This window comes from Grimontia sp. AD028 (assembly GCF_000973155.1).
GTDB classification, from domain to species: domain Bacteria; phylum Pseudomonadota; class Gammaproteobacteria; order Enterobacterales; family Vibrionaceae; genus Enterovibrio; species Enterovibrio indicus.
Genome location: NZ_LASY01000016.1, coordinates 186,617 through 212,498 on the forward strand (window position 1 = coordinate 186,617; position 25,882 = coordinate 212,498).

Annotated in this window: 16 protein-coding genes; 8 read left to right on the plus strand and 8 right to left on the minus strand. The window is 47.7% G+C overall.

All coding sequences use genetic code 11. The features are described from left to right. Positions 1-310 precede the first annotated feature (310 nt). Positions 311-1,507 (minus strand): acetate/propionate family kinase, encoded by a 1,197-nt coding sequence (locus tag RN22_RS04225; protein ID WP_046303217.1) that lies wholly within the window; start codon positions 1,505-1,507, stop codon positions 311-313. Positions 1,508-1,737: 230 nt separating this feature from the next. Then, positions 1,738-2,199: a TetR/AcrR family transcriptional regulator gene (locus RN22_RS04230; RefSeq protein ID WP_002538662.1), complete on the minus strand. Its 462-nt coding sequence runs from the start codon at positions 2,197-2,199 to the stop codon at positions 1,738-1,740. A gap of 458 nt (positions 2,200-2,657) precedes the next feature. Here RN22_RS04230 and RN22_RS04235 point away from each other — a divergent pair, with 458 nt between their 5' ends. Together RN22_RS04235 and RN22_RS04240 are read left to right on the plus strand one after the other, a co-directional pair. Continuing rightward, a complete protein-coding gene (locus RN22_RS04235; RefSeq protein WP_046303218.1) occupies positions 2,658-4,304 on the plus strand; it encodes an AMP-binding protein in 1,647 nt (548 codons plus the stop codon). Between the two features lie 205 nt (positions 4,305-4,509). Beyond that, on the plus strand, positions 4,510-4,800 hold the full coding sequence (locus RN22_RS04240; RefSeq protein ID WP_046303219.1) for a DUF406 family protein: 291 nt from the start codon (positions 4,510-4,512) through the stop codon (positions 4,798-4,800). Positions 4,801-4,847: 47 nt separating this feature from the next. Here the strand turns inward: RN22_RS04240 and RN22_RS04245 are convergent, their stop codons facing one another. Further along, on the minus strand, positions 4,848-8,897 hold the full coding sequence (locus RN22_RS04245; protein ID WP_046303220.1) for a response regulator: 4,050 nt from the start codon (positions 8,895-8,897) through the stop codon (positions 4,848-4,850). Positions 8,898-9,130: 233 nt separating this feature from the next. Here RN22_RS04245 and RN22_RS04250 point away from each other — a divergent pair, with 233 nt between their 5' ends. Beyond that, entirely contained in the window at positions 9,131-10,009 is an 879-nt protein-coding gene (locus RN22_RS04250) for a DMT family transporter (protein WP_197076246.1), read from the plus strand. 34 nt (positions 10,010-10,043) lie between these two features. On the opposite strand, the gene RN22_RS04255 is transcribed toward RN22_RS04250, so the two are convergent. The 3 genes from RN22_RS04255 to RN22_RS04265 form a co-directional block, all read right to left on the minus strand. Further along, the gene (locus RN22_RS04255) at positions 10,044-10,652 is read right to left on the minus strand and encodes a DNA-J related domain-containing protein (protein ID WP_002538655.1); all 609 of its coding nucleotides are present in this window, start codon (positions 10,650-10,652) and stop codon (positions 10,044-10,046) included. A 303-nt stretch (positions 10,653-10,955) separates the two neighbouring features. Next, positions 10,956-12,074, minus strand: a complete 1,119-nt coding sequence (gene gcvT, locus RN22_RS04260) for a glycine cleavage system aminomethyltransferase GcvT (protein WP_046303221.1) — start codon at positions 12,072-12,074, stop codon at positions 10,956-10,958. A gap of 76 nt (positions 12,075-12,150) precedes the next feature. Next, on the minus strand, positions 12,151-12,783 hold the full coding sequence (locus RN22_RS04265) for a helix-turn-helix domain-containing protein (RefSeq protein WP_046303222.1): 633 nt from the start codon (positions 12,781-12,783) through the stop codon (positions 12,151-12,153). A gap of 592 nt (positions 12,784-13,375) precedes the next feature. On the opposite strand from RN22_RS04265, the gene RN22_RS04270 reads away from it, so the two are divergent. The 5 genes from RN22_RS04270 (at position 13,376) to RN22_RS04295 (ending at position 23,279) form a co-directional block, all read left to right on the plus strand. Then, complete coding sequence (locus RN22_RS04270) at positions 13,376-14,776, plus strand: L-serine ammonia-lyase (RefSeq protein WP_046303223.1); 1,401 nt, start codon at positions 13,376-13,378, stop codon at positions 14,774-14,776. A gap of 114 nt (positions 14,777-14,890) precedes the next feature. After that, complete coding sequence (gene gcvH, locus RN22_RS04275) at positions 14,891-15,268, plus strand: glycine cleavage system protein GcvH (RefSeq protein ID WP_046303224.1); 378 nt, start codon at positions 14,891-14,893, stop codon at positions 15,266-15,268. A 15-nt stretch (positions 15,269-15,283) separates the two neighbouring features. Continuing rightward, positions 15,284-18,148 (plus strand): aminomethyl-transferring glycine dehydrogenase, encoded by a 2,865-nt coding sequence (gene gcvP, locus RN22_RS04280; RefSeq protein ID WP_046303225.1) that lies wholly within the window; start codon positions 15,284-15,286, stop codon positions 18,146-18,148. Positions 18,149-18,495: 347 nt separating this feature from the next. Further along, complete coding sequence (locus RN22_RS04285; RefSeq protein ID WP_046303226.1) at positions 18,496-20,721, plus strand: methyl-accepting chemotaxis protein; 2,226 nt, start codon at positions 18,496-18,498, stop codon at positions 20,719-20,721. A 500-nt stretch (positions 20,722-21,221) separates the two neighbouring features. Continuing rightward, positions 21,222-23,279, plus strand: a complete 2,058-nt coding sequence (locus RN22_RS04295) for a hybrid sensor histidine kinase/response regulator (protein WP_046303228.1) — start codon at positions 21,222-21,224, stop codon at positions 23,277-23,279. A gap of 39 nt (positions 23,280-23,318) precedes the next feature. Here the strand turns inward: RN22_RS04295 and cqsA are convergent, their stop codons facing one another. Further along, entirely contained in the window at positions 23,319-24,503 is a 1,185-nt protein-coding gene (gene cqsA, locus RN22_RS04300) for an alpha-hydroxyketone-type quorum-sensing autoinducer synthase (protein WP_046303229.1), read from the minus strand. A 260-nt stretch (positions 24,504-24,763) separates the two neighbouring features. Further along, positions 24,764-25,771: an esterase family protein gene (locus RN22_RS04305; protein ID WP_046303230.1), complete on the minus strand. Its 1,008-nt coding sequence runs from the start codon at positions 25,769-25,771 to the stop codon at positions 24,764-24,766. Between the last annotated feature and the right edge of the window lie 111 nt (positions 25,772-25,882).

The following is a 25,882-nucleotide window of genomic DNA, read 5'->3' on the forward strand; positions in this document are numbered from 1 at the left end:
CTCCTCCGTTTGTTGTTTGTTCTTTTTAGGAACGCGAGAAATGAAATATAAAACTATCTTGATTTTATTAATTGGATACATAAATCGCCAACACAACTCTAATAATTGAGACATTGAGTCCTGAATACCCACTCAATTTTAATGTTGGAAGGGAAATATAGCATTGGGCAAGCCCCCCCTATTTGGCGATGTAACCGTTAGGCGTCAACACCAAGAAGAGTTTTACGATTTTCTGATGTTTGTTTTGCTAACAAAAAAGCCGCTGACTCTCATCAGCGGCTATTTTTGTTATTCGTCTGTTTACTGCTGATTAAGCAAAGCTTGCAGCTTGCGACGCGATAACGAATTCTTCGTTGGTTGGGATAACAATCGCAACCGCGCCAAGCATGTCAGATTTAGCAATAACACCGCCATTACCAAAACGTGCAGCTTCGTTACCTGCTTCGTCTTCAACAAAGCCAAGAAGCTTCAGGTTTTTCAGGATTTCACGACGGATAGGTAATGAGTTTTCACCGATACCACCGGTAAAGATGATCGCGTCGATGCTATCAAGTGGGATCATGTACGAACCGATGTATTTGGCTACGCGGTAAGTGAAAACCTCAAATGCCAGCTTGGCACCTTCATGACCACTTTCCATCGCTTCCAGAATGCCGCGCGCATCTGAAGTCAGGCCTGATACACCCAAGAAACCTGATTTCTTGTTCAGAGCTTCGAACACTTGCTCTTGGCTCCAGCCTTTCTTCAGCAGGAATTCAATAATGCCTGGGTCAAGGTCACCACAGCGAGTACCCATCATTAGACCTGACAGTGGCGTGAAGCCCATTGAGGTATCAACAGACTGACCATTGCGAACCGCACACACAGAAGCGCCGTTGCCCAGATGAACAGAGATGAAGTTAGCTTCTTCAACTTGTTTGCCCAGCTGTTTTGCTGCTTCGCGAGTCACGAAGTAGTGGCTGGTACCGTGGAAACCGTAGCGACGAATGCCGTAGTCCGTGTACAACTCGTTAGAGATGGCACCAGTGAATGCCTTCTGCGGCATGCTTTGGTGGAAAGCGGTGTCGAACACTGCCACCTGAGGCAGCGCTGGGAAAGCTTTCATTGCCGCACGGATACCCATCACGTTAGCTGGGTTGTGCAGCGGCGCAAGATCGCTCAGTGCTTCAATTTCTGCCAATACGTCTTCGTTCAGAAGCGTCGCATCAGCAAATTTCTCGCCGCCGTGAACAACACGGTGGCCAATTGCAACCAGTTGGCTGCCAACATCCATGCTCTCCACCAGCTCAACAATCAGGCTTACTGCTTTCTCGTGATGGTTACCACCTTGTTCCAGCATGGCTTCTTGCTTGTCTTGGCCTTCGCGTTTCCAGCTAATGCGCGCATCTTCTAGGCCGAAGCACTCGCCCAGACCAGAAAGAATCGCTTCTCCGGTTTGTGCGTTCATCAATGCGAATTTAAGAGAGGAACTGCCCGCGTTAAGGACCAGTACTAGTGAATTGCTCATGAAAAATCTCGTTGGCAAATGGGTGTAGGATTCGAACTCGAGAGCCCATTATTAAATTAATTTTGAACAATTCAACTTAAATTTGAATGAGAAGCCCTTTTTTGGCCTTTTACTGTTTCAGATCAAAAATAGGCTCCTAACGCACAGAAAACGGGCACTTTAGAAGAAAGTGAAGGACACAAAAAAGGCTCCTTCAGAAGGAGCCTCAGAAATCTGTCGAGCTGGCTTTATCAAGCCATGGTAAGTAAGGATTTACCCAGCAGCCACTCGAGGTCTTTTTCAAACTCTTCACCATAGCGGTTGCAGCAGACATCATGCAATTTTCTGCTGGCATGACTGGTGAACTCCACGGCGTTTTCCGACGAAACAGTGTGTAGAAAAAAGAGACGGAGAACGGCAATAAAACGGTTGTCTGAGCGAAGGGCTGTCAGCCAGCTTTCTATAAAAGAACGCTTATCGCCTTCCAAGTCCAATCTGTCAATCAGGATGCCTAGTAGCCTGTCATCCAAGCGAGTGATGAAATCCGTTTTCTTTGGAAAGTGATGGCTGATCCCCGTTCTGGAAATCCCCGTTTGCTGGCTCAGCGTGGTATACGACATCTTGTCATACCCCAAGGTCACCAACTGATCGACCACTGCATCCAGAATTAACCTGATGGTTACTTCTGTATCTTCTTTGCTTCTCTTTGGCATAGCTTTATCCCTGTTTTTTGGCTTCCGTAAGCTTTAACAATCAAGACATCACTACTACCGCTGTTAACGCTGTTGTTAGTATGGATTTCACGTATGTAGAGCTTGATTATGTTGGTACAAAGAGGGTTTACCGACTACCGACCCTTAACTTAACAGTCTTAAAGATAGTACATACGTGTAAATTATGAGCCATATAGATGCAAAAAAAATGAGAAGCGTGAAGGGCATTGCATAAGCTGGACCAACAAGTGTTATCAAGGTGTAACACGCTGAAAGACAAATGCTATTCTTGTCAGTAAATCTCTAACGCTGATTGTTGCAGCGTTACATGCATCATAATTTGAACAAGCGTTTGAATTAATAGCTTGACCCTTGTCCTATAAGACGCCTAATTTAACAAGCTAGTAACATAGAATTAAAAACAAACTCTTTTCCCTACAGTTATACGGGGTCCTTTTATGGCTCAACAAAAACCATATCTACAAATGCTGCGCTGGGCTGAAGAACGCCCCAATGAAATCTTTCTTCGACAGATCATTAACCGGAAGTTTAACGACTTCACCTACTCCGATGTCGTTGACCAAGCGTTACGTATCGTCACTGCCCTGCGTGGTATGGGTCTCGAGCCAGGAGATCGCGTCGCTCTGATCTCAAAAAACTGTGCTGAATGGTTCACTGCTGACTTAGCGATGATGCTCGGCAGCTACATCAGTGTGCCTATCTTCCCAACAGCCGGTACGGAAACCATCTCTCATGTGCTTGATCACAGTGAATCCAAAGCCCTATTTGTAGGTAAATTGGATGACACACAAGCACTGAAGGATTCTTTAGTTGATCGTGCAGATATTCCTACCATTGCTTTCCCTTACCCAACCATTAATTGCGGTTACGATTGGAAAGACTTGATTGCCCAAAACGATCGTGCGGACGTGAAGCCTGATCACCAAGACGATGAACTGATGTCTATTGTTTATACCTCGGGCACTTCAGGCTTACCGAAAGGTGCAATGCTGACTTACGGTGCACATGCTTGGTCTGCGCAGCAATTGATTAATCACATTGGTATGCGTGAAGGCGAGCGACTCTTCTCTTACCTTCCTCTGGCGCATATCACAGAGCGCGTCTATATCATGGCGACGGCAATGAATGCAGGTATCTGCACAGCCTTCCCTGAGTCGCTCGATACCTTCATTGAAGACGTGAAGATGCATCGCCCTACCCTGTTTATTTCGGTGCCTCGCTTGTGGACGCTGTTCCAGCAACGTATTCAAGAAAAACTGCCAGATAGCAAACTTAACTTCCTGCTTAAGCTGCCTATCATTTCTGGCCTGATTAAGAAGAAAGTGGCAACGAATCTCGGTTTGGATCAGGCTCGTGTTCTGGGATGTGGTTCAGCGCCGGTTTCCGCAGCGTTGCTGCGCTGGTATGAAAAACTGGGGCTTAACATTACTGAAGCCTGGGGTATGACCGAATCCTACGCTTACAGCACCCTGAACTATCCGTTCCGCAGTGACAAAATTGGCTCAGTGGGTAACGCAGGACCGGGTGTTGAAATCAAAATTGCGGAAGACGAAGAAATTCTGGTTCGCAGCCAAGGTTTGTTCACCGGTTACTACAAAAACCCTGAGGCATCTGCTGAAACCATTGTTGATGGCTGGTTGCACACAGGCGATATCGGCTTCTTAGATAACGAAGGCTTTCTCACCATCCAAGGCCGCAAGAATGACACCTTCAAGACCGCGAAAGGTAAATTTGTTGCGCCAGTGCCTATCGAGAAGCGCTTGTTCGAGCTCAGCAATATAGAAATGATGTGTCTGGTGGGGTCTGGTATGCCAGGGCCTATCCTACTGGCTTTGCCACACCACTTCCCTGATTTTGACAAAGAACGCTATGAGCGCCGTGTGAAGAAAGTGATTGATACCATTAATGGCGAATTGGAATCACACGCGAAAATCAAAGGCGTATTAATGATCAAAGAGCCATGGAGCATCGAAAATGGCCTTCTGACGCCTACACTCAAAATCCGCCGTCATCTGTTAGAGAAGAAATACCACGACACAGGTGCGAACTGGCCATCTGGCACATTGGTTCAATGGGAAGAGTAAGCCTCGATAAATAAGCATGGAAAGCGCGGGTTTTGCCCCGCGCTTTTTTAGTTTGGGTATAGCAAAACGAATGCTCACCTTCTTTCAAAATTCTTTTTAAAAAGCCCTACTTTTTACGAGCTCTAGTGTAGTAATATTACATAAATTCCAACATACAGACGCTAGGGAAATACCCAACCAGCGGCTGCTATTGAGAGAGAAAGTGATGAGCCAAGAAGAATACCAAGTATGCGATGCCTGCGGTGTGACAGCAGAAATGGGCTTTGTTATCGGTGAAGGTGACGAAGTGGCAGAAGTTGAAATCTTCGCTGAAGATAAGGCTTCGGCTGTTGCTGAATTTCAACGTTATCTGGATCTGGCAAAGCAGGTAAATGACAAGGTTATCCACGATCTTGATAAAAATGCCGAGCTTTCACTGAACCCGCTGGCCGTTAAACTTAAGTTCGAATGCAGCGCTGAAAAGCTGATTTTTGAACTGCGCAGTCGCTCGCTGTAAATCGCATTCAAAAAAGCCGCGTACCAACGCGGCTACCTTACTTAAGGTCAGAACAGCTCTGGAGTTTCATCCACTTCATCGACGCCCAGAGATTCAATGACCACTTCTAATTTGCTCGCAGCGGCTTCATATTCGAACTTGCGAATTGCATCTTCTACACCGGAGAGATCCACCTCCATGCCTTTCGAGTTCTCTTTGATGCCAGTGATGAAATCTACCGCCTGAGTATCAAAGTTGTTCAGCAAAATCTTCAACTGTTCGAGCTCAATACGGAACTCTCTTGGCGTGTAACCGGCAAACGCCTGAACCTCTTCTTTTTCTTCTTCGGGTTCTGCACCCGGAATGTAGGATTGAATTTCCTGCAAGCACTGCTCGATTTTATCCATCAGCGATGCTTCCATTTTCAGCTCCGAGCCCGCTTGGTCTTCAAGGTTCCCTGCCAATACCGCCAGGCCTTTCGCCGACACATTAGCGGCAGCGCCTTTCAGAGAGTGGGCAAACATTTCAACTTCATCCCTCTCTTCATTGGCGAGTTGTTCGCGGACCTTGTCGATCACCGCCAGCTTGGTTTCCGTAAACGCCGTGATCACTTTCCAGTAGGCATCCACATTGCCGCCAATCCGTGTAATCCCCTCATTTGCGTCCAGCACGAGCGGGTCGATGTTGTCCATATCTGCCGTTGGCGTTTCTTCTTTTTTGCCATTGAGCGCTACGGAAGATTTCACCGCTTCTTTCGATGCAGACGTCCAACGCTGAATAGCTTTGAGCAGCTCATTCACATCAATAGGTTTGGAAACGTGGTCATTCATCCCCGCTTCCTTACATTGCTTCACATCCCGCTCCATGGCATTCGCTGTCATCGCAACAATTGGCAAGCTGGCAAGGGCTTCGATTTCTCGTATTTTCCGAGTTGCTGTCAGGCCATCCATCACTGGCATTTGCATGTCCATCAACACGATGTCGAATTGCTGTTCTTGCACCATATCCAGCGCCACCTGACCATTATCTGCCACCTCAATGGTCGGGTTGAATTGTTCAAGAATCCCTTTCGCCACCTCCTGGTTAATCATGTTGTCTTCAACCAGTAAGATAGTCAGCCCAGTAAAGTCGATTTCCTCAGTTTCATCTTTTTCCGCTTCACGACAGTTGGCTAGTTTCATTTCTTCCCTGCCAAAGGCTTCCATCAGCGCATCAAACAAAGATGATGGGTTGATGGGCTTAACCAATGACGCGTCAAAGACTTTCTGGACTTCTTCATTGATCAAGCCAGAGTCCTCACCATAGGCACTGGCAAGAATGACTTTTGGCATCTTGTTCAGAGGTTTATCGCGAATTTGTAGTGTCGCTTCATCGCCGTTAATGCCTGGCATTTTCCAGTCCATGACAACCACATCAAAGCCGTCATGGCTCTTATCTGCGGACTCCACTTCGTAAACCGCTTCTTCACCATTCGAAACGGCTGCCACGCGCAGATCGAGGTTATCCAGCAGCGCATACATGATGTCGCGGGACGCTTGGTTATCATCCACCACCAGCACGCGTTTATCATGAAGAATCGTGGTACGTGCAACTTGCTCTTTGATGCTGGATTCACTGCGGCCACAACGGATGGTGAACGAGAAGGTCGATCCTTTACCTGGCTCACTTTCCACCCAGATTCGACCACCCATAAGTTCCACAAAACTCTTCGAAATGGTCAAGCCGAGGCCAGTACCACCGTATTTGCGGGTAATGGAACCGTCAGCTTGCGAAAACGACTGGAACAAACGACCCAGTTGCTCCTCGCTCATACCAATACCGGAGTCCTGAATGTCGAACTGGACTTCGATGATCTCGTTAGCATCACTGACTTTGCGGGCACGAATGATGATTTCGCCCGTTTCAGTAAACTTCACGGAGTTACCGGTCAGGTTAATGATGATTTGTCCCAAACGAAGCGGGTCACCCACCAAGTCGTCTGGGAGATCTGGGTCGATATCAAAGATAAGCTCCAGATCTTTTTCTTTCGCTTTCACGGAAATGATGTTGCTGATGTTGTCCAACACCTCACTGAATCGGAACTCGATATGTTCAACAGTGAGTTTGCCCGCTTCAATTTTCGAGAAGTCAAGAATGTCGTTGATGATGCCCAGCAGGGATTTACCGGCTTTCTCGATGTTCCCGACATAGTTGCGCTGTTTATCGTTCAAATCTGTCAGCAACGCAAGATGAGACATACCGAGAATCGCATTCATTGGCGTGCGGATCTCATGGCTCATATTCGCCAGGAATTCCCCTTTCGCTTTACTTGCTTCGGTGGCCTGATCTTTCGCCGCAATCAAATCAGATTCGAGGCGTTTCTGGGTCGTCACATCTACGAACAGGCCGACAATACCCATTGGTTCCCCATCACCGCCGAAATACGTCGCTTCGTAAACGGTCAGTATCCGGACATCGCCACTCGCATTGGCCAGTTCAATGTCATAAGCCGTAGATCCCGAGTTTTCAAGAAGCTCTTTTTCTTTTTCAACAAACATGGTGGCGACATCATTGTCGAAAAGCTCTGCAGGTGTTTTATCCACGACGTCGACAAAGAAGAGACCAAGGAAATCGGTGAACGCATCATTAACACCGATGTAAGTGCCTTCGGTATCGCGGAAGTAGGTTGGATTGGGAATGGCGTTGATGATTTGTTGATTAAGTTTGAGCTGTTCGGAAACGCGTTGTTCGGCTTCCATTTGAAGTTCAGCATTGATGGTCAACTGAATGCCGACAGCCAAATCTTCCTGCACTTCGTTGAGCCAGTCTATTTCTTTGTCAGAAAGTAAACGCACTGAACCTAACTCAAGCACGCCGACCATTTCGTTATTCACAATCAGTGGAATGAAATACATTTCACTCAAAGAAAGTTTGCCCACTGGCAAGGTCAAAGCGAAGTGGTCTTTGTCGTTGCGAATCCTTAGCGTTTCTTTTGTGACCAGAATAGTGCGGTGGAAAGAAACGGTTTCTTTCTGCATCGCTTCAGATTGCTCATCAACACCGACGCCACCGACCAGATTCATGCTGTCATTTCTTACGACATAAAGCGCCGCATACGGTAACTCGAGGCGTTGAGAAAAGAAATTCGCGACTTGGAAGCCAAGTTCTTCCATGCCAGAACAACCGCGAATCAAGTCTGAAAATGCTTTAACCTGGCGGCTGAATTCAAAGCGTTCCGCAATTTCACGTAACACTTCATTTTGCGCCTGGGCAAGATCTTTCAGCTCGCCCTGTCTATCAACATCCAACTTAAATTCAAATTCTTTGTCGCGCACCTTGCTGACAATCGTGCTTCGGATGTTATCCAGTGGTTTGAGGAAGCGGAACCAAAGTAAGGTGGTTGTAGCAAGCACCGCAATCAATAACATGCCTGCCATAGTAATGGCGATGCCATCCATATTGGCGCGCTCTTGTGTCAGGACCTTCAGGTCTTCGGAAGTCTTTTTATCAATCGCATCATAGAAAGCACCGATAGGCCCCATGATTTTGTTGGTGGCGTGAATATAGTCCGGTCCAAATAGCATTTGCCGAGCAAGTTCTGGGTCTGGAATCACTCGTTCGATGCCACGGGCTGTACGTTTTCGGCCTTGGATCAAATCCATGGCCGTTTGCTCAATGCTGATGAGATCCTGTGAGCGTGAGAGCGCTTGGGTCAAGAACGACATGTGCGCTTCGCTGATCCCAGACTCACGCATCCTCGCTAGCAGTGAGGGATGGGCGGGACGGTTTGGGATATTGGGCTCAATAATTTCTTTATTGGGATCAGACTGCTGTGACCAGTAGTCAAAATTGTAATTGTCAGGTGTAGCCAGTTGCCCGTTACGCACCGCCTCAACCTGTTCGAACAGATAACGCCAACGATTGTTAGATGTCACCGCGTAACTGCGCGCGAATTTTGTCAGAAGTTCAGAGCTATGTTTCAGCTCAATGGCCAATTTGTATTGCTGATAACGCTGCTCATAGATGGCGTTGATTTGCTGAGTCAACGAATCAGAACGTAAATGGGCGATGATGATTGCTACGCCGAGAAAAAGGATTAATCCCATCAACGCGAAAAAGATGTGGCGTATAGATCTCATTTTGTCTCCAAATTCTCTATATGGTGACACTCTTATCAGATAAGAGTAGACCCCACTTGCTGCTTGATAAAGTGAGAAGGGGCAAAACCTGTTTGCACTTATTGACTTAACTCAGAATAAATGGGCTACTGTCATCGAATAAAAATTAAACAAAGCGTTTCTATTACCTGCCCGCCCCTACGTTTGGTGGTTTGCCCGCAAGGAATTGGGCATAAAAACAAGGAGAAACAGGCGTGACACCGATTTTCAAAGGCACGACAGCCATGTTGGTGGGGATCACGATCCTCAGTGTTGATGCGCTGCTCATTCGGTTGATTGAAGCGTCCGGTTGGACATTGTTGTTCTGGCGTGGACTGCTGTCTGCGCTCATCATCGCTAGCTTTATGATGGCGACCCGCCCTGCCCAGACAATTTCGGCACTTAAAAAGCCCTCCAAAGCGTTGCTGGTAGGCTCGTTTGCATTCTCTATTTCGACGGTTTGCTTTGTCCTTTCTATCGACCATACGCAGGTTGCCAGCACCCTTATTATCATCAACATCAGTCCGCTGATCTCTGCCCTTCTTGCATTCCTGTTTCTGAAAGAGCGGGTTGATAGCCGAACCCTCATCGCCATCGTGGCGGCGATGGTCGGCGTTGGTTTCGTTTTCTATGGAAAGGCAATGCCTACGGCCTCCTTTGGCAATTTGATGGCGCTGATAACAGCGTTTATGCTGGCAACTTACTTTGTAATTTTGAGGAAAAGTAAAAGTGCCAATGCTCCGCTTTATCTGGTTCTGGGTGGGCTTTGTACTTCAACGATCTCACTGTTTGCGGGTGCTGAGCCTTTTTCACTGACTCCCCAGGAATGGAAATACACCTTGCTGCTATGCGGTGTTGTCGTCCCAATTTCGTTTGTGTTGATTTCAATTGGTCCGAAATACCTACCCGCTGCGCACGCAAACTTGTTCATGCTCCTTGAAGCGATTCTTGGACCACTGTTTGTTTGGGCCGCTTTGGGAGAAGTACCAAGTAACAATGTGCTGATTGGTGGTGGGATTGTATTGTTGACTTTGGTGGTGTTTACGCTAACTGCTGCCAAAAAACATCGCGCATCAAACAAAAAACCCAGCTAGGTATAAGCTGGGTTCTATAAATATCCGCTTTGTATCATAACCGCAGACTCTGCCAGGCTTCGCACATGGTACGGAAGGTTGCGGCATCCCCTTCCGGTCTGTCTGGGTGCCATTTCAGCGCCATCTTGCGCCACTGGCGTCGGATTTCTGTATCAGAGGCATTTTCAGCCAACCCTAAAGCTGCCAGCGCATTTCGGCGCTCAACAGTCGTTTCACTGCAGTGGCCCACGTGTTGCTGATAGCGTTTCCAGAATGAACTCAACAGTTCGCGAACGTCTTCCGTTTGCGCGTCGTAGTTATTCCAATCCATGTAGTAGCCGCGAAGTGGGTCATCGCGGTTCACTTCATGTTGCACAAAACCCGAACCTGCACCACGCCACATGAGACGGATATCCATCGACTCTACCTGCAACCATTGCTGTGGCAGCAACATTTCCTGCAATTGGTAAAGCGCGTTCATGATAAGAAAATTACGCTTGAACAAGTCCAGTTGAGGGTCGTCATCTAGATGGTCCATGATGGTATTTTTCTGCAGTTCTGCCATCAGGTAATGCACTTTCCAGCTTTGGTTTGACGCTTCAAGTACACTCAAAATCGGCCAGATCAGAGGGTTATCAATATCATCCCGTTGTTCCGCAAGCATACAACTCTTTCTCCTATCGACCTCATGTCGTACATATAAGACATTAATCCATAATTCCGTGAATCGCCTGCTTAATTAAGCGGTTCTGTCCGATTTCACAGTCTCTTGCTTCCTGTGCCAAAGAAATTGCATTCCTATTGATAGAAAGCTCACTTAATCAGGCCAGCATATCCGGTGCCAATTTTGCAACTTGGTGTAAATTTTTTCGACAGTAAAAGTGCGCATATCTCGCAGCTGATTGAGAGACAAAAGAAAAAGGCCGATGCATAGCATCGGCCTTTTCTCAGGGTTTATTCTCTAGCGTTAACCACGATAGTAACGCTGAGGAACAAACGGCATTTTTTCGACGGTCATCGGCAATTTCTTACCGCGTACTTCTGCAAAGACTTCAGTACCAATAGCAGCACTGGCTGTAGCCACATAACCCATGGCAACTGGCTGGCCTTTGGTTGGGCCAAATGTACCACTGGTCACTACACCAATTTCGTTGTCGTCAGCATCAAACAACACAGCGCCTTCACGCACTGGCGCTTTGCTTGAGCCCAATAGGCCAACGCGCTTGCGGGAAACATCTTTGGTCGCGATTTGGTCGAGAATGATGTCTGCGCCAGGGAAACCACCTGCACGCTCGCCATCGGCACGGCGTGGCTTACTGATTGCCCAAAGCAGGCTGCCCTCTACTGGCGTCGTAGTGGTATCAATGTCGTGCCCGTACAGGCAAAGGCCACACTCAAGACGCAGTGAGTCGCGAGCTCCCAGACCAATCCACTCAACTTCCTCTTTCAACAGCAGTCGGCGTGCAAACTCTTCTGCTTTGTCTGCTGGAACAGAGATTTCGTAACCGTCTTCACCGGTATAGCCAGAACGGCTGACCAGACATTCGATGCCTGCTAAATCCATTTTCGCTGCATCCATGAACACCATGTCAGCAACCGCTGGGTTCAGCGTCGCCAGTACAGTAGCGGCTTCAGGGCCTTGCAGTGCAAGCAGAGCGCGATCTTCAATCACTTCCAGTTCGACATCTGCTGGGATGTTCGCGCGCAAGTGTGCGATGTCTTGCTCTTTACAGGCAGCATTAACCACCACAAACAGGTGATCGCCAAAATTGGTCACCATCAGGTCGTCCATCAGACCGCCTTGTTCGTTAGTAAACAGCGCGTAACGTTGCTTACCTTCTGGCAAATCAATGATGTCTACCGGCACCAGAGCTTCCAGTGCCTTCGCTGCATTCTCGCCGTGCAGACGCAACTGACCCATGTGAGAAACGTCAAACAGGCCCGCGTGTTCACGGCAATGAATATGTTCTTTACGCACACCCAGTGCGTATTGCACTGGCATGTCATAGCCAGCGAATGGAACCATTTTCGCGCCCATTTCGATGTGAAGGGCGTGCAGTGGGGTTTTAAGTAGATCCTGAGACATGTTTCACTCCATGATCACGGCGCTTGCCGACTTGCTAAATAATCATCCGCGGTATCTGCGGGGATAAAATCCAATCTTAAGATGCCGTAACCCAAAGGATCTGGGCATCTTCTTCACTGAGCGAAGTGAGCATATGCCCCATCGCAGCGTCGTAATAAACGCTGTCGCCCTCATTCAGTTCAATCGCTTCGTAAAACTCAGAGTAGAAGGCAATGCTGCCTTCCAGCACTAAAAGAAATTCTTCACCATCGTGGCGAATCCATTCGTCATACTCTTCAAACGAGCGCGCCCTCACGCGGGATTTAAACGGAAACATCTTCTTATTAGTGAGCTGGGTCGCCAATAATTCATGTTCGTATGTCCCTGTTGGGCGGCACTTCCCTTCGCCTACACGGGTAATATCACGGCGTCCGGTTGCCTGGCGCGACTTTGGTGGCGCAAACAGCTGCGGAATATCAATCTTCAATCCAACCGCCAGTTTTTGCATGGCCTGGAAAGTTGGAGAGATCTGTTCATTTTCGATTTTCGACAGCGTGGAGCGAGCCAGACCGGTAAGCTTGCTAGCTTCTTCTAACGTCAAACCGCTATTGGTTCTGATCTCTTTCAGCCGTTCACCCAAACGCAGCGGAGCAATTGGCGCATCGGCCTGCACGCTGGCTCTTTCAACGGTAACTGACGGATACACGTCCTGTGCATCTGGCTCTGACATAGCTCGACTCTCGACTTGATGTTGCTGGTGGCGGCCATTCTGACACAGTCATCACGAAGACCAACACGAATAAGTTAACACTTTTAACAAAAAGTTTCCTATTGGAAACTTGGCTAAATCTTCATCATCGAATTGAAGCCAACTTATCAGCACATGAATTTACACCGATAGACACCCCATTTTTGCCGATATAAATCAACTCTGGCTGCAATCGTTTAACGCGTTGAATTTATTGACCACACCTATCCTGAAAGGATTTAGCATTTGCAATCTTGCGTGTAAAAGAGTAAAAAAGCAAACGTTTGCGCAAGGTAAGTATTTTAAGAAAGTCTGATATTGAGCAAATTGTCAGAACTGTTCGCGAGATCACATCAAGAGTTTCCTATAGGAAATTTTGTTTTGCAGGGCGCAAACACGTTTTGTATGTTACGCAAATGTTGAAGTTCAAATAACAATAAAACGCCACGCTTGCTATACCCAAAGTAATAAGCACTTCAACGTGACAACTGGGCAAGCGATGACGGGATAGTCATCAACCGGCACCCAAGCCAGAACGGTGGTGCGTAACCTACAAAAAGCAAGGAGACGTGCAATGAGTCATAGCATGTTTGACCTGTTTAAAATCGGCGTTGGTCCGTCTAGTTCCCACACTGTGGGGCCAATGGTCGCCAGCGCAAGATTTGCAGAAGAATTGCGCGATAAAGAAATCCTCCACAATGTGGAAACCGTGACAGTCGAACTCTACGGTTCTCTGGCACTAACAGGGAAAGGTCACGCGACGGATGTCGCGTGTGTAATGGGACTGATGGGCGAATGGCCTGACAGCGTAAACCCAGACGACATCCCGACCATGACTAACATGGTGAAAGGCAGCAAAGAGCTACCACTAGATGGACACCGCTTTGTTCCTTTTGATTGGGACACTGACTTGGTTTTCCATTTCGACAAAGTGCTGCCAGAACATCCAAACGGGATGACATTGACCGTGAAGGGCGACAACAGTGAAGTGCTGCTTTGTCGGACATACTTCTCAGTCGGTGGCGGTTTTGTCGTAGAAAAAGGTGAAACTGATGCCCTTGCATCAGATTTTACCCCGCCGTTTCCGTTTAATAGCGCGGTGGAATTGCTCGCCCATTGTGAGCAACAGAAAAAGAGTATCGCCGAGATCATGTTTGCCAATGAACTGGCTCGTGCCAAAGCGCATGACAGAAAAGCAACCATGAAAACGGTCAACGAACACATTGATGCTATCTGGCATGTGATGAACGCCTGTATTGAGCGAGGCATTGCGCAAGATGGTGTGTTGCCAGGCGGCTTGCAGTTAAAACGCCGGGCAAAGAAATTGCACGACTGCATTATCAAGAAAGATTTAGATGGCCTGCCGCTCGACACCAATGATTGGGTCAATATGTTTGCCATGGCGGTCAACGAAGAAAATGCAGCAGGTGGCCGCGTTGTTACCGCACCCACCAATGGTGCAGCTGGCGTCATTCCAGCAGTGCTGGCGTACTACAACAAGTTTGTTTCGCCGAACAACATGGAAGGGATAAGAACCTTCCTGGCAGCCGCAGCAGCGATTGGATCTCTCTATAAGACCAATGCTTCGATCTCAGCTGCAGAAGTGGGCTGTCAGGGTGAGATAGGTGTTGCCTGTTCAATGGCAGCAGGCGGATTAGCCGCCGCGATGGGTGCTACTTCAGCACAGATTGAAAATGCAGCAGAAATCGGCATGGAACATAACTTGGGACTGACTTGCGACCCGATCAACGGATTGGTTCAGGTGCCATGTATTGAAAGAAACACCATGGGTGCAGTGAAGGCAATCAACGCCACCAGGCTCGCACTCAATGGCGATGGAGAGCACCACGTTTCGCTAGACAGCGTGATTAAAACCATGCACGAAACAGGACTCGACATGATGAGCAAGTACAAGGAAACGTCCCAAGGCGGACTGGCAACCAACGCAATCGCCATCAACGTTGTTGCCTGTTAATAGAGTACTTGCTGGACAGAAATATCAGACGGGTTTGGAGAATCCCCGGCCCGTAAAATTTTTATGCTGCATGCAGCAGCAACGATTTAACTCGTTTCACACGGAGAAGTAAAAATGGATGCAACCCTGAAGTTTACTGAGAGCCACGAGTGGGTAAAAGACAACGGCGACGGCACTGTAACTGTCGGTATCTCTGATCATGCACAAGGACTGCTTGGTGACGTGGTATTCGTTGATTTGCCAGAGGTAGGTTCTGAAGTAGAAATCGGCGAAGGTTTCTCACTCGTAGAATCTGTAAAAGCTGCGTCAGATATTTACGGCCCGGTAAACGGTGAAGTGGTAGAAGTTAACGAAGATCTGGAAGACAGCCCAGAGCTGGTTAACGAAGCACCTTTTGAAGGCGGTTGGATTGCAAAAATCAAGTTAGCTGACGACAGCAACCTTGATCATCTGATGAGCGCTGACGCTTATCAGGAAACTATCGAAGACTAATTCAGGACGAAGGTCATGACAGAATCACGCTTACTTGATCAACTGCAGGCTGACAACGAGTTTGTCTCCCGTCATAACGGGCCGCGCGTATCAGACCAGCAAGCGATGCTGAACACAGTAAATGCCACCAGCCTTGAGCATCTCATCGAAGAAACTGTGCCAGCGGGTATTCGCCTGCCGCAACCTATGACTCTGGACGCGCCACTGAGTGAAGTGGCGATGTTGAGCAAGCTGAAAGCTATCGCCAGCAAAAACGTCATCAAGCGCAGCTTTATCGGTCAGGGTTACTACGGCACCCACACGCCAAACCCTATTCTCCGTAACGTGTTGGAAAACCCAGGTTGGTACACGGCGTACACCCCTTACCAGCCAGAAATTTCTCAGGGTCGCCTTGAATCTCTGCTGAACTTCCAGCAAATGGTGATGGATCTGACCGGTATGGAGCTGGCTAACGCTTCCCTGCTTGACGAAGCAACGGCTGCTGCAGAAGCCATGACGCTGTGTAAGCGTGGTGGTAAAAGTAAGAGCAACACTTTCTTTGTGGCAGATGACGTTCACCCGCAAACGCTGGACGTTATCAACACCCGTGCTGGCTTCATGGGCTTTGACGTAGTCGTTGATACAGCTGATAACCTGCCTCAACACGATGTGTTTGGCGCCCTCCTGCAATACCCTGGCACAACGGGTCAGGTGCGTGATCTGACCGCTCTTATTGCTGCGGCACAAGCGAACAAAACGCTGGTGACGGTTGCTGCTGACCTGCTCTCACTCACCCTGTTGAAAGCGCCGGGCGAGATGGGCGCAGACGTCGTGATTGGTTCTGCACAACGCTTTGGCGTACCTATGGGCTTCGGTGGCCCACATGCCGCATTTATGGCAACGCGTGACAAACTGAAGCGCACTATGCCTGGCCGTGTGATTGGTGTGTCTATCGACTCAAAGGGCAACCAGGCGCTTCGCATGGCAATGCAGACCCGTGAGCAGCATATTCGCCGCGAGAAAGCGACCTCAAACATCTGTACTGCACAGGCACTGCTGGCAAATATGGCTGCCTTCTATGCCGTATATCACGGTCCAGAAGGTCTGAAGAAAATTGGTCGTCGAGTTCATCATCTGACGGCACTGGCAGCAGCGGCATTTAACCATGCTGGTATCGCGCTTGCGTTCCATGACTTCTTCGACACGATTACGCTGAACACAGGCGATCAAACTGACGCACTGTTCAATAAAGCGCAAGACGCTGGCTTCAACCTTCGCAAACTGGATGGTCAGTTGGGCGTGAGCTTCGACGAAACCACCACATTGGCTGAAGTAAACGCACTGGTTGCCGTGCTGACTGACGAAACGGACGTAGCGCAATATGCCTCTTCTGTAGAAGCAGACGAATACGCCGCGATCCCAGAAGCGTGCCGCCGCACCAGCGATTACCTGACGCACCCTGTGTTTAACACTCACCAGAGTGAAACCCAGTTGATGCGCTACATGAAGAAGCTGGAAAACAAAGACTTCTCTCTGACTCACGGCATGATCCCGCTCGGCAGCTGCACCATGAAGCTGAATGCCGCCGCAGAGATGATCCCAGTAACCTGGCCTGAATTCGGTGAACTGCATCCATTTGTTCCTGCTGATCAAGCACAAGGTTACGGCGAGCTGGCGGATTCTCTCAGCAAGATGCTGTGTGAAATCACAGGTTACGATGCCATGTCCCTGCAGCCAAACTCTGGCGCACAAGGTGAATACGCGGGTCTGATTGCGATTCAGCGTTACCACGAAAGCCGTGGTGAAGCTCACCGTAATGTCTGTCTGATCCCAAGCTCAGCACACGGCACTAACCCGGCATCTGCTGCCATGGTGTCAATGAAAGTTGTTGTGGTTGGCTGTGATGAAGACGGCAACATTGACGTTGAAGACCTGAAAGCAAAAATCGAGAAACACCGCACCGACCTATCGTGCATCATGATCACTTACCCTTCTACGCACGGTGTGTATGAAGAAGCGGTACAGGAAGTGTGCGAACTGGTTCATGAAGCTGGTGGTCAGGTTTATCTGGACGGCGCGAACATGAACGCACAGGTTGGCCTCACCAGCCCTGGCTTTATCGGTTCAGACGTTTCTCACCTGAACCTGCACAAAACCTTCTGTATCCCGCACGGCGGTGGTGGTCCAGGTATGGGTCCAATCGGTGTGAAATCGCACCTTGCACCATTCCTGCCAGGACACGTGATTGAAGGCACCAACTACGCAGTTTCTGCTGCACAGATTGGTAGCGCATCAATCTTGCCAATTTCATGGGCATACGTTGCCATGATGGGTGAGCAAGGTCTGACGGAAGCAACTAAGGTTGCCATCCTGAGTGCAAACTACGTGATGGAGCGTCTGCGTCCTTACTATCCGGTTCTGTACCGCGGTACTCACGGTCGCATTGCGCACGAATGTATTATCGACATTCGTCCAATCAAAGATGCATCTGGCATCTCTGAGGAAGATATCGCAAAACGTCTGATGGACTACGGTTTCCACGCACCAACCATGTCTTTCCCAGTTGCTGGCACACTGATGATTGAGCCAACAGAAAGTGAAGACAAAGCCGAGCTGGACCGCTTCTGTGACGCGATGATCGCAATTCGCGAAGAGATCGCTAAAGTTCAGGATGGTGAATGGCCACTGGAAAACAACCCATTGGTTAACGCGCCGCACACACAGAGTGACCTGATGGCTGCAGATTGGGAGCGCCCTTACAGCCGTGAGTTGGCTTGCTTCCCAAGCGCACAATCGAAAGATGCGAAGTACTGGCCAACAGCGAACCGTGTCGATAACGTCTACGGTGACCGTAACCTGATTTGCTCTTGCCCGAGCATTGAGAGTTACATTGAAGACTAACAGGTGACACGGTTTCACCACCAAAAGCGAGCCCATCGGCTCGCTTTTGTATTTTTGGAACTAACATCCCGTGCAATGCATTTCATCAAAATCTCCCACTAATGCATCTATTTGCAAAATAGGCAGTTAGTACAAATCCCCCATAAACACCACCCATTTTTTGCTCAACAAATGTTCATATTTGTCGACACAAATATATGCATTACAAGACATAATCGTGATGAGAATCACTTTCACTTATTGGCAGTTAATAGTTCCTAACACTATTTTCATTTCATTGAGCACAATTTCTCGCTATTGATACACGAATAATTAACAAATAAATAACATTGGCTAGGGGACAAAGAATGAAGCTTAAGCAGAAAATGTTGTTGATCCTTCTTGGTATCGGGTTAATCCCCGCTGCCATTATTTCTGTCTTTTCGTTACAAATGGCCAGCGCCTCGTTGGAGCAGCAAACGTTCAGTCAACTTGAAGCACTTCGTGAAGTGAAAAAAGATGCAGTTGTGCGTTACTTTGACAGTGCAGCCGCTCAGTTGACCACCACTGCAAATTCATCCGCATTGGCAGAAAGCGCGATTGGAATGATTGATGCCTATCGAACCGCGCCAACTGAAATCAATGCTGACCAAATTTCAGAACAAAAACTTGTCTCCTACTACCAAAAAACACTGATATCACCGACTGAGCAAAAACGCGGAACCAGGCTCGACACAGATGCTTCGTCTCTCGTCGCTGAGCTCAGCACTTCCGCGAAATATCTCCAGTACGCTTACCTTGTCGACAACGACAACAGCAACAAAGCCTTGATGTCGGCCAGTAATTTTGGTCTGCGCTACGATTTCCACCACAAGGCCATTCATGACTACCTCGCTTCGACCAAAGAGAAATTTGGCTATTATGATATTTTCCTGATTGACGTCGAAAGCGGTAACGTTGTCTATTCCGTCAGTAAGGAAACTGACTTCGCCACCTCGCTGAAAAAAGGGCCGTTCTCAGATAGCGGTCTGGCGGATGCATATCAACAAGCAACCGGCTTGAAGAAAGGACAAGTCACTTTTGTCGACTTCGCGAAGTATCTGCCATCGTTCAATGACCCCGCAGGCTTTATCGCCACGCCGATTTATGACAAAGGTGAGGCTGTTGCCATCCTTGCTTATCAATTTCCGATTGATCGCCTCAACGCCATCATGGGAGAACGCGCTGGGCTGGGCGAAACCGGTGAAACCTATCTGGTCGGGGCTGATAATCTGATGCGTTCTGATTCTTATCTCGATCCCGTCAACCACTCTGTGATTGCTTCATTCAGCAACCCAGTTAAAGGCGCAGTGAAAACACAGGCTGCGACACAAGCGTTGAATGGCATTTCCTCTGTGGAAACCATTATGGATTACAACGGAAACCCAGTGTTATCCGCGTATGCCCCACTTTCCATTCTGGGAGCAGATTGGGCGATTCTGGCTGAAATTGATGTGGCTGAGGCCTTTGCATCTGTCACAACGCTTCGTAACTCTGTACTGGTCACTATTACCATCGCGTTGGGCATTATCGCAGCTGTGGCGATTTACTTTGCCAATGCCATCACCCGTCCACTCGGTGGCGAACCAAAAGAAATGCAGAAAATTGCAGATACCATCTCCAAAGGGGATCTAACACTCAGTTTCACGATTGATGACGCCAGCAGTGGTGTTTATCGCTCAATGTACGACATGACGAACAATCTGAAGGCGCTGACAGGTAGTGTGGTGAAAGCGACCGAGCAGCAATCTTCGGCGTCTTATCAGCTGTCGCAAAGCACGCGTGATACGTTGCAAAACATTGAGAAGCAAAACAGCAGCACGCTCCAAGTTGCCACTGCCATGGAAGAAATGACCATGACGGCCAATGAAATCTCCAACAATACCTCTGAAACCGCCCGTGCAGCGGCGGAAGCGCAGGAGCTCATCAAAGAGAGTAATCAGGTCGTTCATTCCGCTTCCAACAAAATGATGAACCTGGTTTCTGATCTCAATGTCGCCAAAGAAAAAACCAACTTGCTGGTAAAAAGTGCTGATAATATTTCCGGTATTTTGGTGACCATTGGGCAAATTGCCGAGCAGACCAATCTACTTGCACTGAACGCAGCCATCGAAGCGGCGCGAGCAGGTGATCAGGGAAGAGGCTTTGCCGTTGTGGCAGATGAAGTCCGGAGCTTGGCGCAAAGTTCGCAAAATGCGACTGAAGAAATCGCTAGCTTGATCACCTCGCTACAAAAAGTATCTGATGAAACCCGCAAAGCGATGGAAACCGGCGCACAAAATGCCGAGCAGGTGGCGAATCAAGCGATGGATAGCACTGACCGCCTGGAATCAGCCGTCGCTTCTGTCGAGCGTATTGCAGATATGACGATTCAGATGGCGAGCGCGTCAGAACAACAATCCACTGTCGCAATCGACATCAACAAAAATCTGGTCGACATCAATTCAATGTCCCAAAGTACAGCAACAGCCATGCACCAGATCACCGAAGCCAGTACCGAACTGACGAAATTGGCGAAAACGTTGGAACATCACACCAGCCAATTTTCAATTTAGCTCTCATACCCAAACAAGCTGAAGATATAGAATTCAGCGCGTTTGGGGAGACTCAAATATCTTTGCCAAAAGCCACTTTTTCGAAAGTGGCTTTTTTGTCTAAAAATGGTCTTAAAACCACTTCTTTCCGCGCATTTATCATAGAAATTTGAAGTCAAATAGTTGCCTTTCATGAAAAACAAATCTTGTACGATTAATAAGACAACCCACTGTTTACCCATTGTATAAAGTTTCTTTCAACAGTTGCTATTGCGTCTAATTATTTTAAAAAGCGCTGACCAAATATGAATATAAATTCATACAAGTGACTCGGACTAACATACTGATTTATTGAATTTCTCTTATTTTTCATTGCAGAAGAAAAATAAACGAGGCCAATAAGCGAGTTAGCCAATTTTCTATTCAATGTTGTAACCGAAATAAAAATGGCAACTTCTCGATATCAAAGACAAAAACGCTTGTGGCGAAACGTTTGGATTAGGACAGCATTTATCAAAAGCATGGAAGCGGCCTTCCGCAAAGTCTACCAATACGCCGAACCCAACCTGACACTGGTCGGCTGGATGGGGCTTATTGGCTTTCCCCTCTATTACTTTGTCTGGACTGATTTCCTGCCGCAAACCTATGAGAATCTTCCATTACGACTCTTCTGCTGCGTGTTTTTTATCATCGTGTTGATGCGAAACAAACTCAAGCCGCCTCTCAAAGACCAAATGCATTGGTTTTATCAAATTGCTATCACCATCGTTTTACCGTTTTTCTTCTTCTACATGTTGTTGATGAACAACTGGTCAACTGTCTGGTTATTGTCATTTATGGCCGCGGTTTTCCTGCATATTCTGATGGTACACATCACCTGGGTTATGTTTGCTCAGACCCTGATTGGCATTAGTTCAGCAATGCTTTGCGCTTGGGTAGCAAGCGGGTATCACCTTGAGTTTTCGATGGATTGGACGTACGTGCCAGTTTTTCTTTTCATCTATCTTTTCGGCAATATTTTCTTTTTCAGAAACCAGCAGGAACATGAAACCAAAGTGTCGATTGCCAAGGTCTTTGGCGCTGGTATTGCCCATGAGATGCGAAACCCACTGGGTGGACTTTGCTCCACGCTGGATTTAATTCGCTCTACCCTGCCCGACCCCTCCAACAGCAACAAACGGGTTTATCAACTTAGCGAAGAAGACATCAAGCTGCTGCGTGAAGTCAGCAGTGATGCGATGAACATCATCCGGGCCGGAAATGAAACCATCGACCTGCTTCTCACTTCTATTGACGAAAGCCGTGTCTCCCGATCTACCTTCAGACGCCACTCGGCCAATCATGTATTGAAAGGAGCAATAGACAGTTTCGGTTACAAGAGCACAACGGATAAGTCCGCTATCGTATTACGCACTGAAGAAGACTTTGAGTTTTTGGGTAGTGATACCCTGCTCAAGTACGTTATTTACAATCTTTTCAAAAATGCTTTTCACCATCGCAGCAATGAAAACTTCGCGATTGATATCATTTTGGAAAGCGACCAATACGATAACCGCATTATTGTCAGAGACAGTGGTCAGGGTATTCCACGAGAACTGCTTGAAACTATCTTTGAAGATTTTTACACCACAGGCAGGACCGGAAATTACGGTCTAGGCCTCCCCTTTTGCCGAAAAGTGATGCGCTCATTTGGGGGCGAAATTTCCTGCGATTCAAAGCTTGGCGAGTGGTCAGCGTTTACCCTGACTTTCCCAAATATCGACTCCCCAACAGTTGATGACATTAAATCTAACCTCATCAAACTGAAGTCGATGTTGGTTGTCAGTGACGAAACAGACTTGGTTGCGCGTGCCAACAAAATCAGCAAGGAAGCAGGATTTAAACTGCAGGTATTCAATGTACTGGAAGCACTGCAGAAGCGGGACTACGAATTCGAATACGATGTGATTGTGGTTGACCTTGAGAGCGTTAAATCCAACGGCGATGTTCTTAGCCATATCGAACCTTTGCTGTCCTTCACTGATGCGCAAATTGTGTATCTACACAATGGCTCGGTTGCACTCCACTCATCGCACTCGGTTTATCAGCCTATCTGGATTGAAACGCTGGTTTGGCGTATCAACACGCCTGCTGTTATCGAGCAGCTGTTTTTTGATACCGCAGAAGTGGCGCCAACAGGTCCTGTGGTCACGCCAGGACATTCACTCAACCAGACCATTATGGTCGTTGATGACAGTGAAACACTGCGGCAATTCACATCAATACTGCTAGAGAAGCAGGGATTTAAAGTCATCCAGTGCCCCAACGGCAATAGCGCGTTAGAAACCTTAATGGATGATGACCAATCCATTGATTTGATATTGATGGACGTTGAAATGCCCGTTATGGATGGACTTGAAACCTCCAGAAGGATCCGCGATGCGAAACATCGCCACGCCAACATCCCCATCATTGCCCACACTGGTGATGATTCGAAGCCCACACTCGATAAGATCATTAGCTCAGGCATGTCTGACTTCATTTTGAAGCCATCAGATCTTTGTAAGCTCCGCGACAAAATCACTATCTGGCTGCAGTAAAAGCCTCTAGGGTCTGTTGACCCTAGAGGCTCGACAAGGTTAGTAGAAACATAGTTCAGGATGATCATACGCTGCCTGGCATACAGTAAGCACTTGATCGATATCCCTGTTGCTCATGTCGGCACTCAGAGAGAACCGGATGATCGCTTTGTTTTTTGGCGTGGCTGGCGCACAGAACACCGCGCCATAAACGCCATTGGCTTCCAGAAAATCCCGCACTAGTTCCGTGTTTTGCTCATCACCACACTCTAAAGAAATGATTTGGGAATCGCTTCGTATCTTGAACCCAATGCTTTGCAGCCCATCACGCAGTAAGTCGGAAATTTCAAACAGTCGCCTTCGCTTAGGATCAGCCTTCATGATGACGTCAAGCGTGGCATCCAAGCGCGCGATTTCCTGTGGCAGCACCGTGGAACTGAAAATCGCGGGGAACGACACAAAAGGCAAGGATGTAATTAACTTGTGCGGCCCCAACACAGCGCCTGCGCGATAGGCAAAAGCTTTGGCAAGACTGGTCGTCACAAAGTCCACCCGGTCACGCACGCCCATTTCATTGATAAGGCCAGAGCCTTCTGGCCCATGCGTTCCCAATGAATGAGATTCATCCACAACCAGCGCACAACCGAATGCCTCAGCAACATCACAGATTTCAGGGAGCGGTGCCACCGTGCCAATGGTGCTATAAACCGAATCCACCAAAATAATGCCTTCACCGTGTTTTTTAATCTGACGTTTTAGATTACTCACGCTGTTATGCATGAATGGAATAATTTGTGCGCCGGCAATTCTCGCCCCTTCCCAAAGTGACATATGGGCAAAAAAGTCGATATATACGCGGGTTCCAGGCTCACAAATGGTTTGAAGCAAACCAACGTTTGCTGCCCACCCCGACTGTGACAGCACGCAGCCATCCATACCGACAAATTCTGCCAATCTATTTTCAAAATCAGGTTTATGATCCTCGTCCTGCAAAAATACCGCTGACATCACCACATTCTCATTGGAACTGGCAATGGCATTGAGATGAGCTGATTGGATATTGTCATCAAGACTCAGCGATAAATAATCGTTACTTTGCATCACGACAGCGCCTTCTCCTGGCCGACTACTCACTGGCAGTGGTCTGGCATTCTTATAAGGTTCTGTCATATCCCGCAAAAAAGAGTTAAGACGCGCATCGATAAAAGAAGGGAGTTTTTTTGTAATAGTTGAATGATTTTCCATAGCCAAGCCTCTTCTTGTTAAAGAAAAACGCCAGAGCGGCGTTTGATGTTTTGGTTATACCCAAAGCACTTCAGCAAGCCGTCGAAAACGAGTCTTTGCTGCCTGAATATATGGCTGATTATGTATGAGGCTTAAGTGGTCAGACTTTTTAAGTTTGCGAATTTACAGAATTATTTATTGAATCCCCCTGTATAAATCAATGGACAAATAAAAAAGACGAGCTGTGAAAAAAGCTCGTCTTTTCAATATTTAAATAGAATTTACACTGAGGATTTATCCCGAAATACACCACCAATAAATCTCAAACCCCGATAGATTTGTTCAATCACTTTATCTGTGTGCCCACCAGAAAATACGTGGGAAGTGACATTAAGCTGTAGCGTCTCAAACGTCTCAATCATGGCGTTAAAGTTATCTAATATAGGTTCACCGACAGACTCCCCTTCGTTATCGCCTATCTCTGTGTAAATCGGTAAGTCGGCTATTTGTTCTGCCCGGTTTATTGCCATTTCTGAAAGCTGGAAGCTTTCCAATGCGGCGACAATTTGATTGATGTCCTTTGAAATATAAAGCAGCGGGTTTTCTGGATCAGGTGCAATAGCGCGGAGGATCGTAACATAAGCATAAATAAACCATTCCGGCTCACTCCCCCTTGTGAGCTTGGCGAGCTCCTGCTCGAAAAAGCCTGAATGCCGCTGATAGTCATGCCTTTTCATCATCATGCCTGCCGGGCTTAAGCCAACGCAGGTGCGATATTGCTCAGGGAATTCAAAGGCGGCCATCATCGCGCCAAAACCTCCCATAGAATGTCCCATGATCGCTATCTTTCCTGGCTGGGTCCGGTAACGGATATCAATTTCCTTAACGATATCCGTCGTCAGGTAATCAAGGAAATTCCCAGATATTGGTGAATTGATATACCAAGAGCCATTCAATGAACTTCGGCCGTCAACAGCAACAACAATGGAAGCCTCAAGATCCCCTTCATCAATAAGTTCATCCAAAATATCGTCAAGGCCAGCTTCGTCATTCAATCCTTCATCAAACCAGGCGCTCGGTTCACCTTCGTAACCATGAAGGACATAGATGACAGGGAAAGTTCGGTTGGTATCGGCATAGTAACCATGAGGAAGATAAACAATGATCTCTCTGTTAGCATTTTCGCCCGCAACGTTGTCCTTCAATGAGGAAGCGTCGAAACTGAATTGTTCAAGTGCGCCGCACGGCGTTGGGCTCGGGTCGTCCTCAATCTGATAGTCAAATGACATAAATGGATCCTTTGCGATAACGAATACATTTCATCTTAAGTAACTATTTTTTAATGTAAACCTCCTTCATTTTCTAACATCATCTACTGTGATATTGGCTTCTTTTCCTTG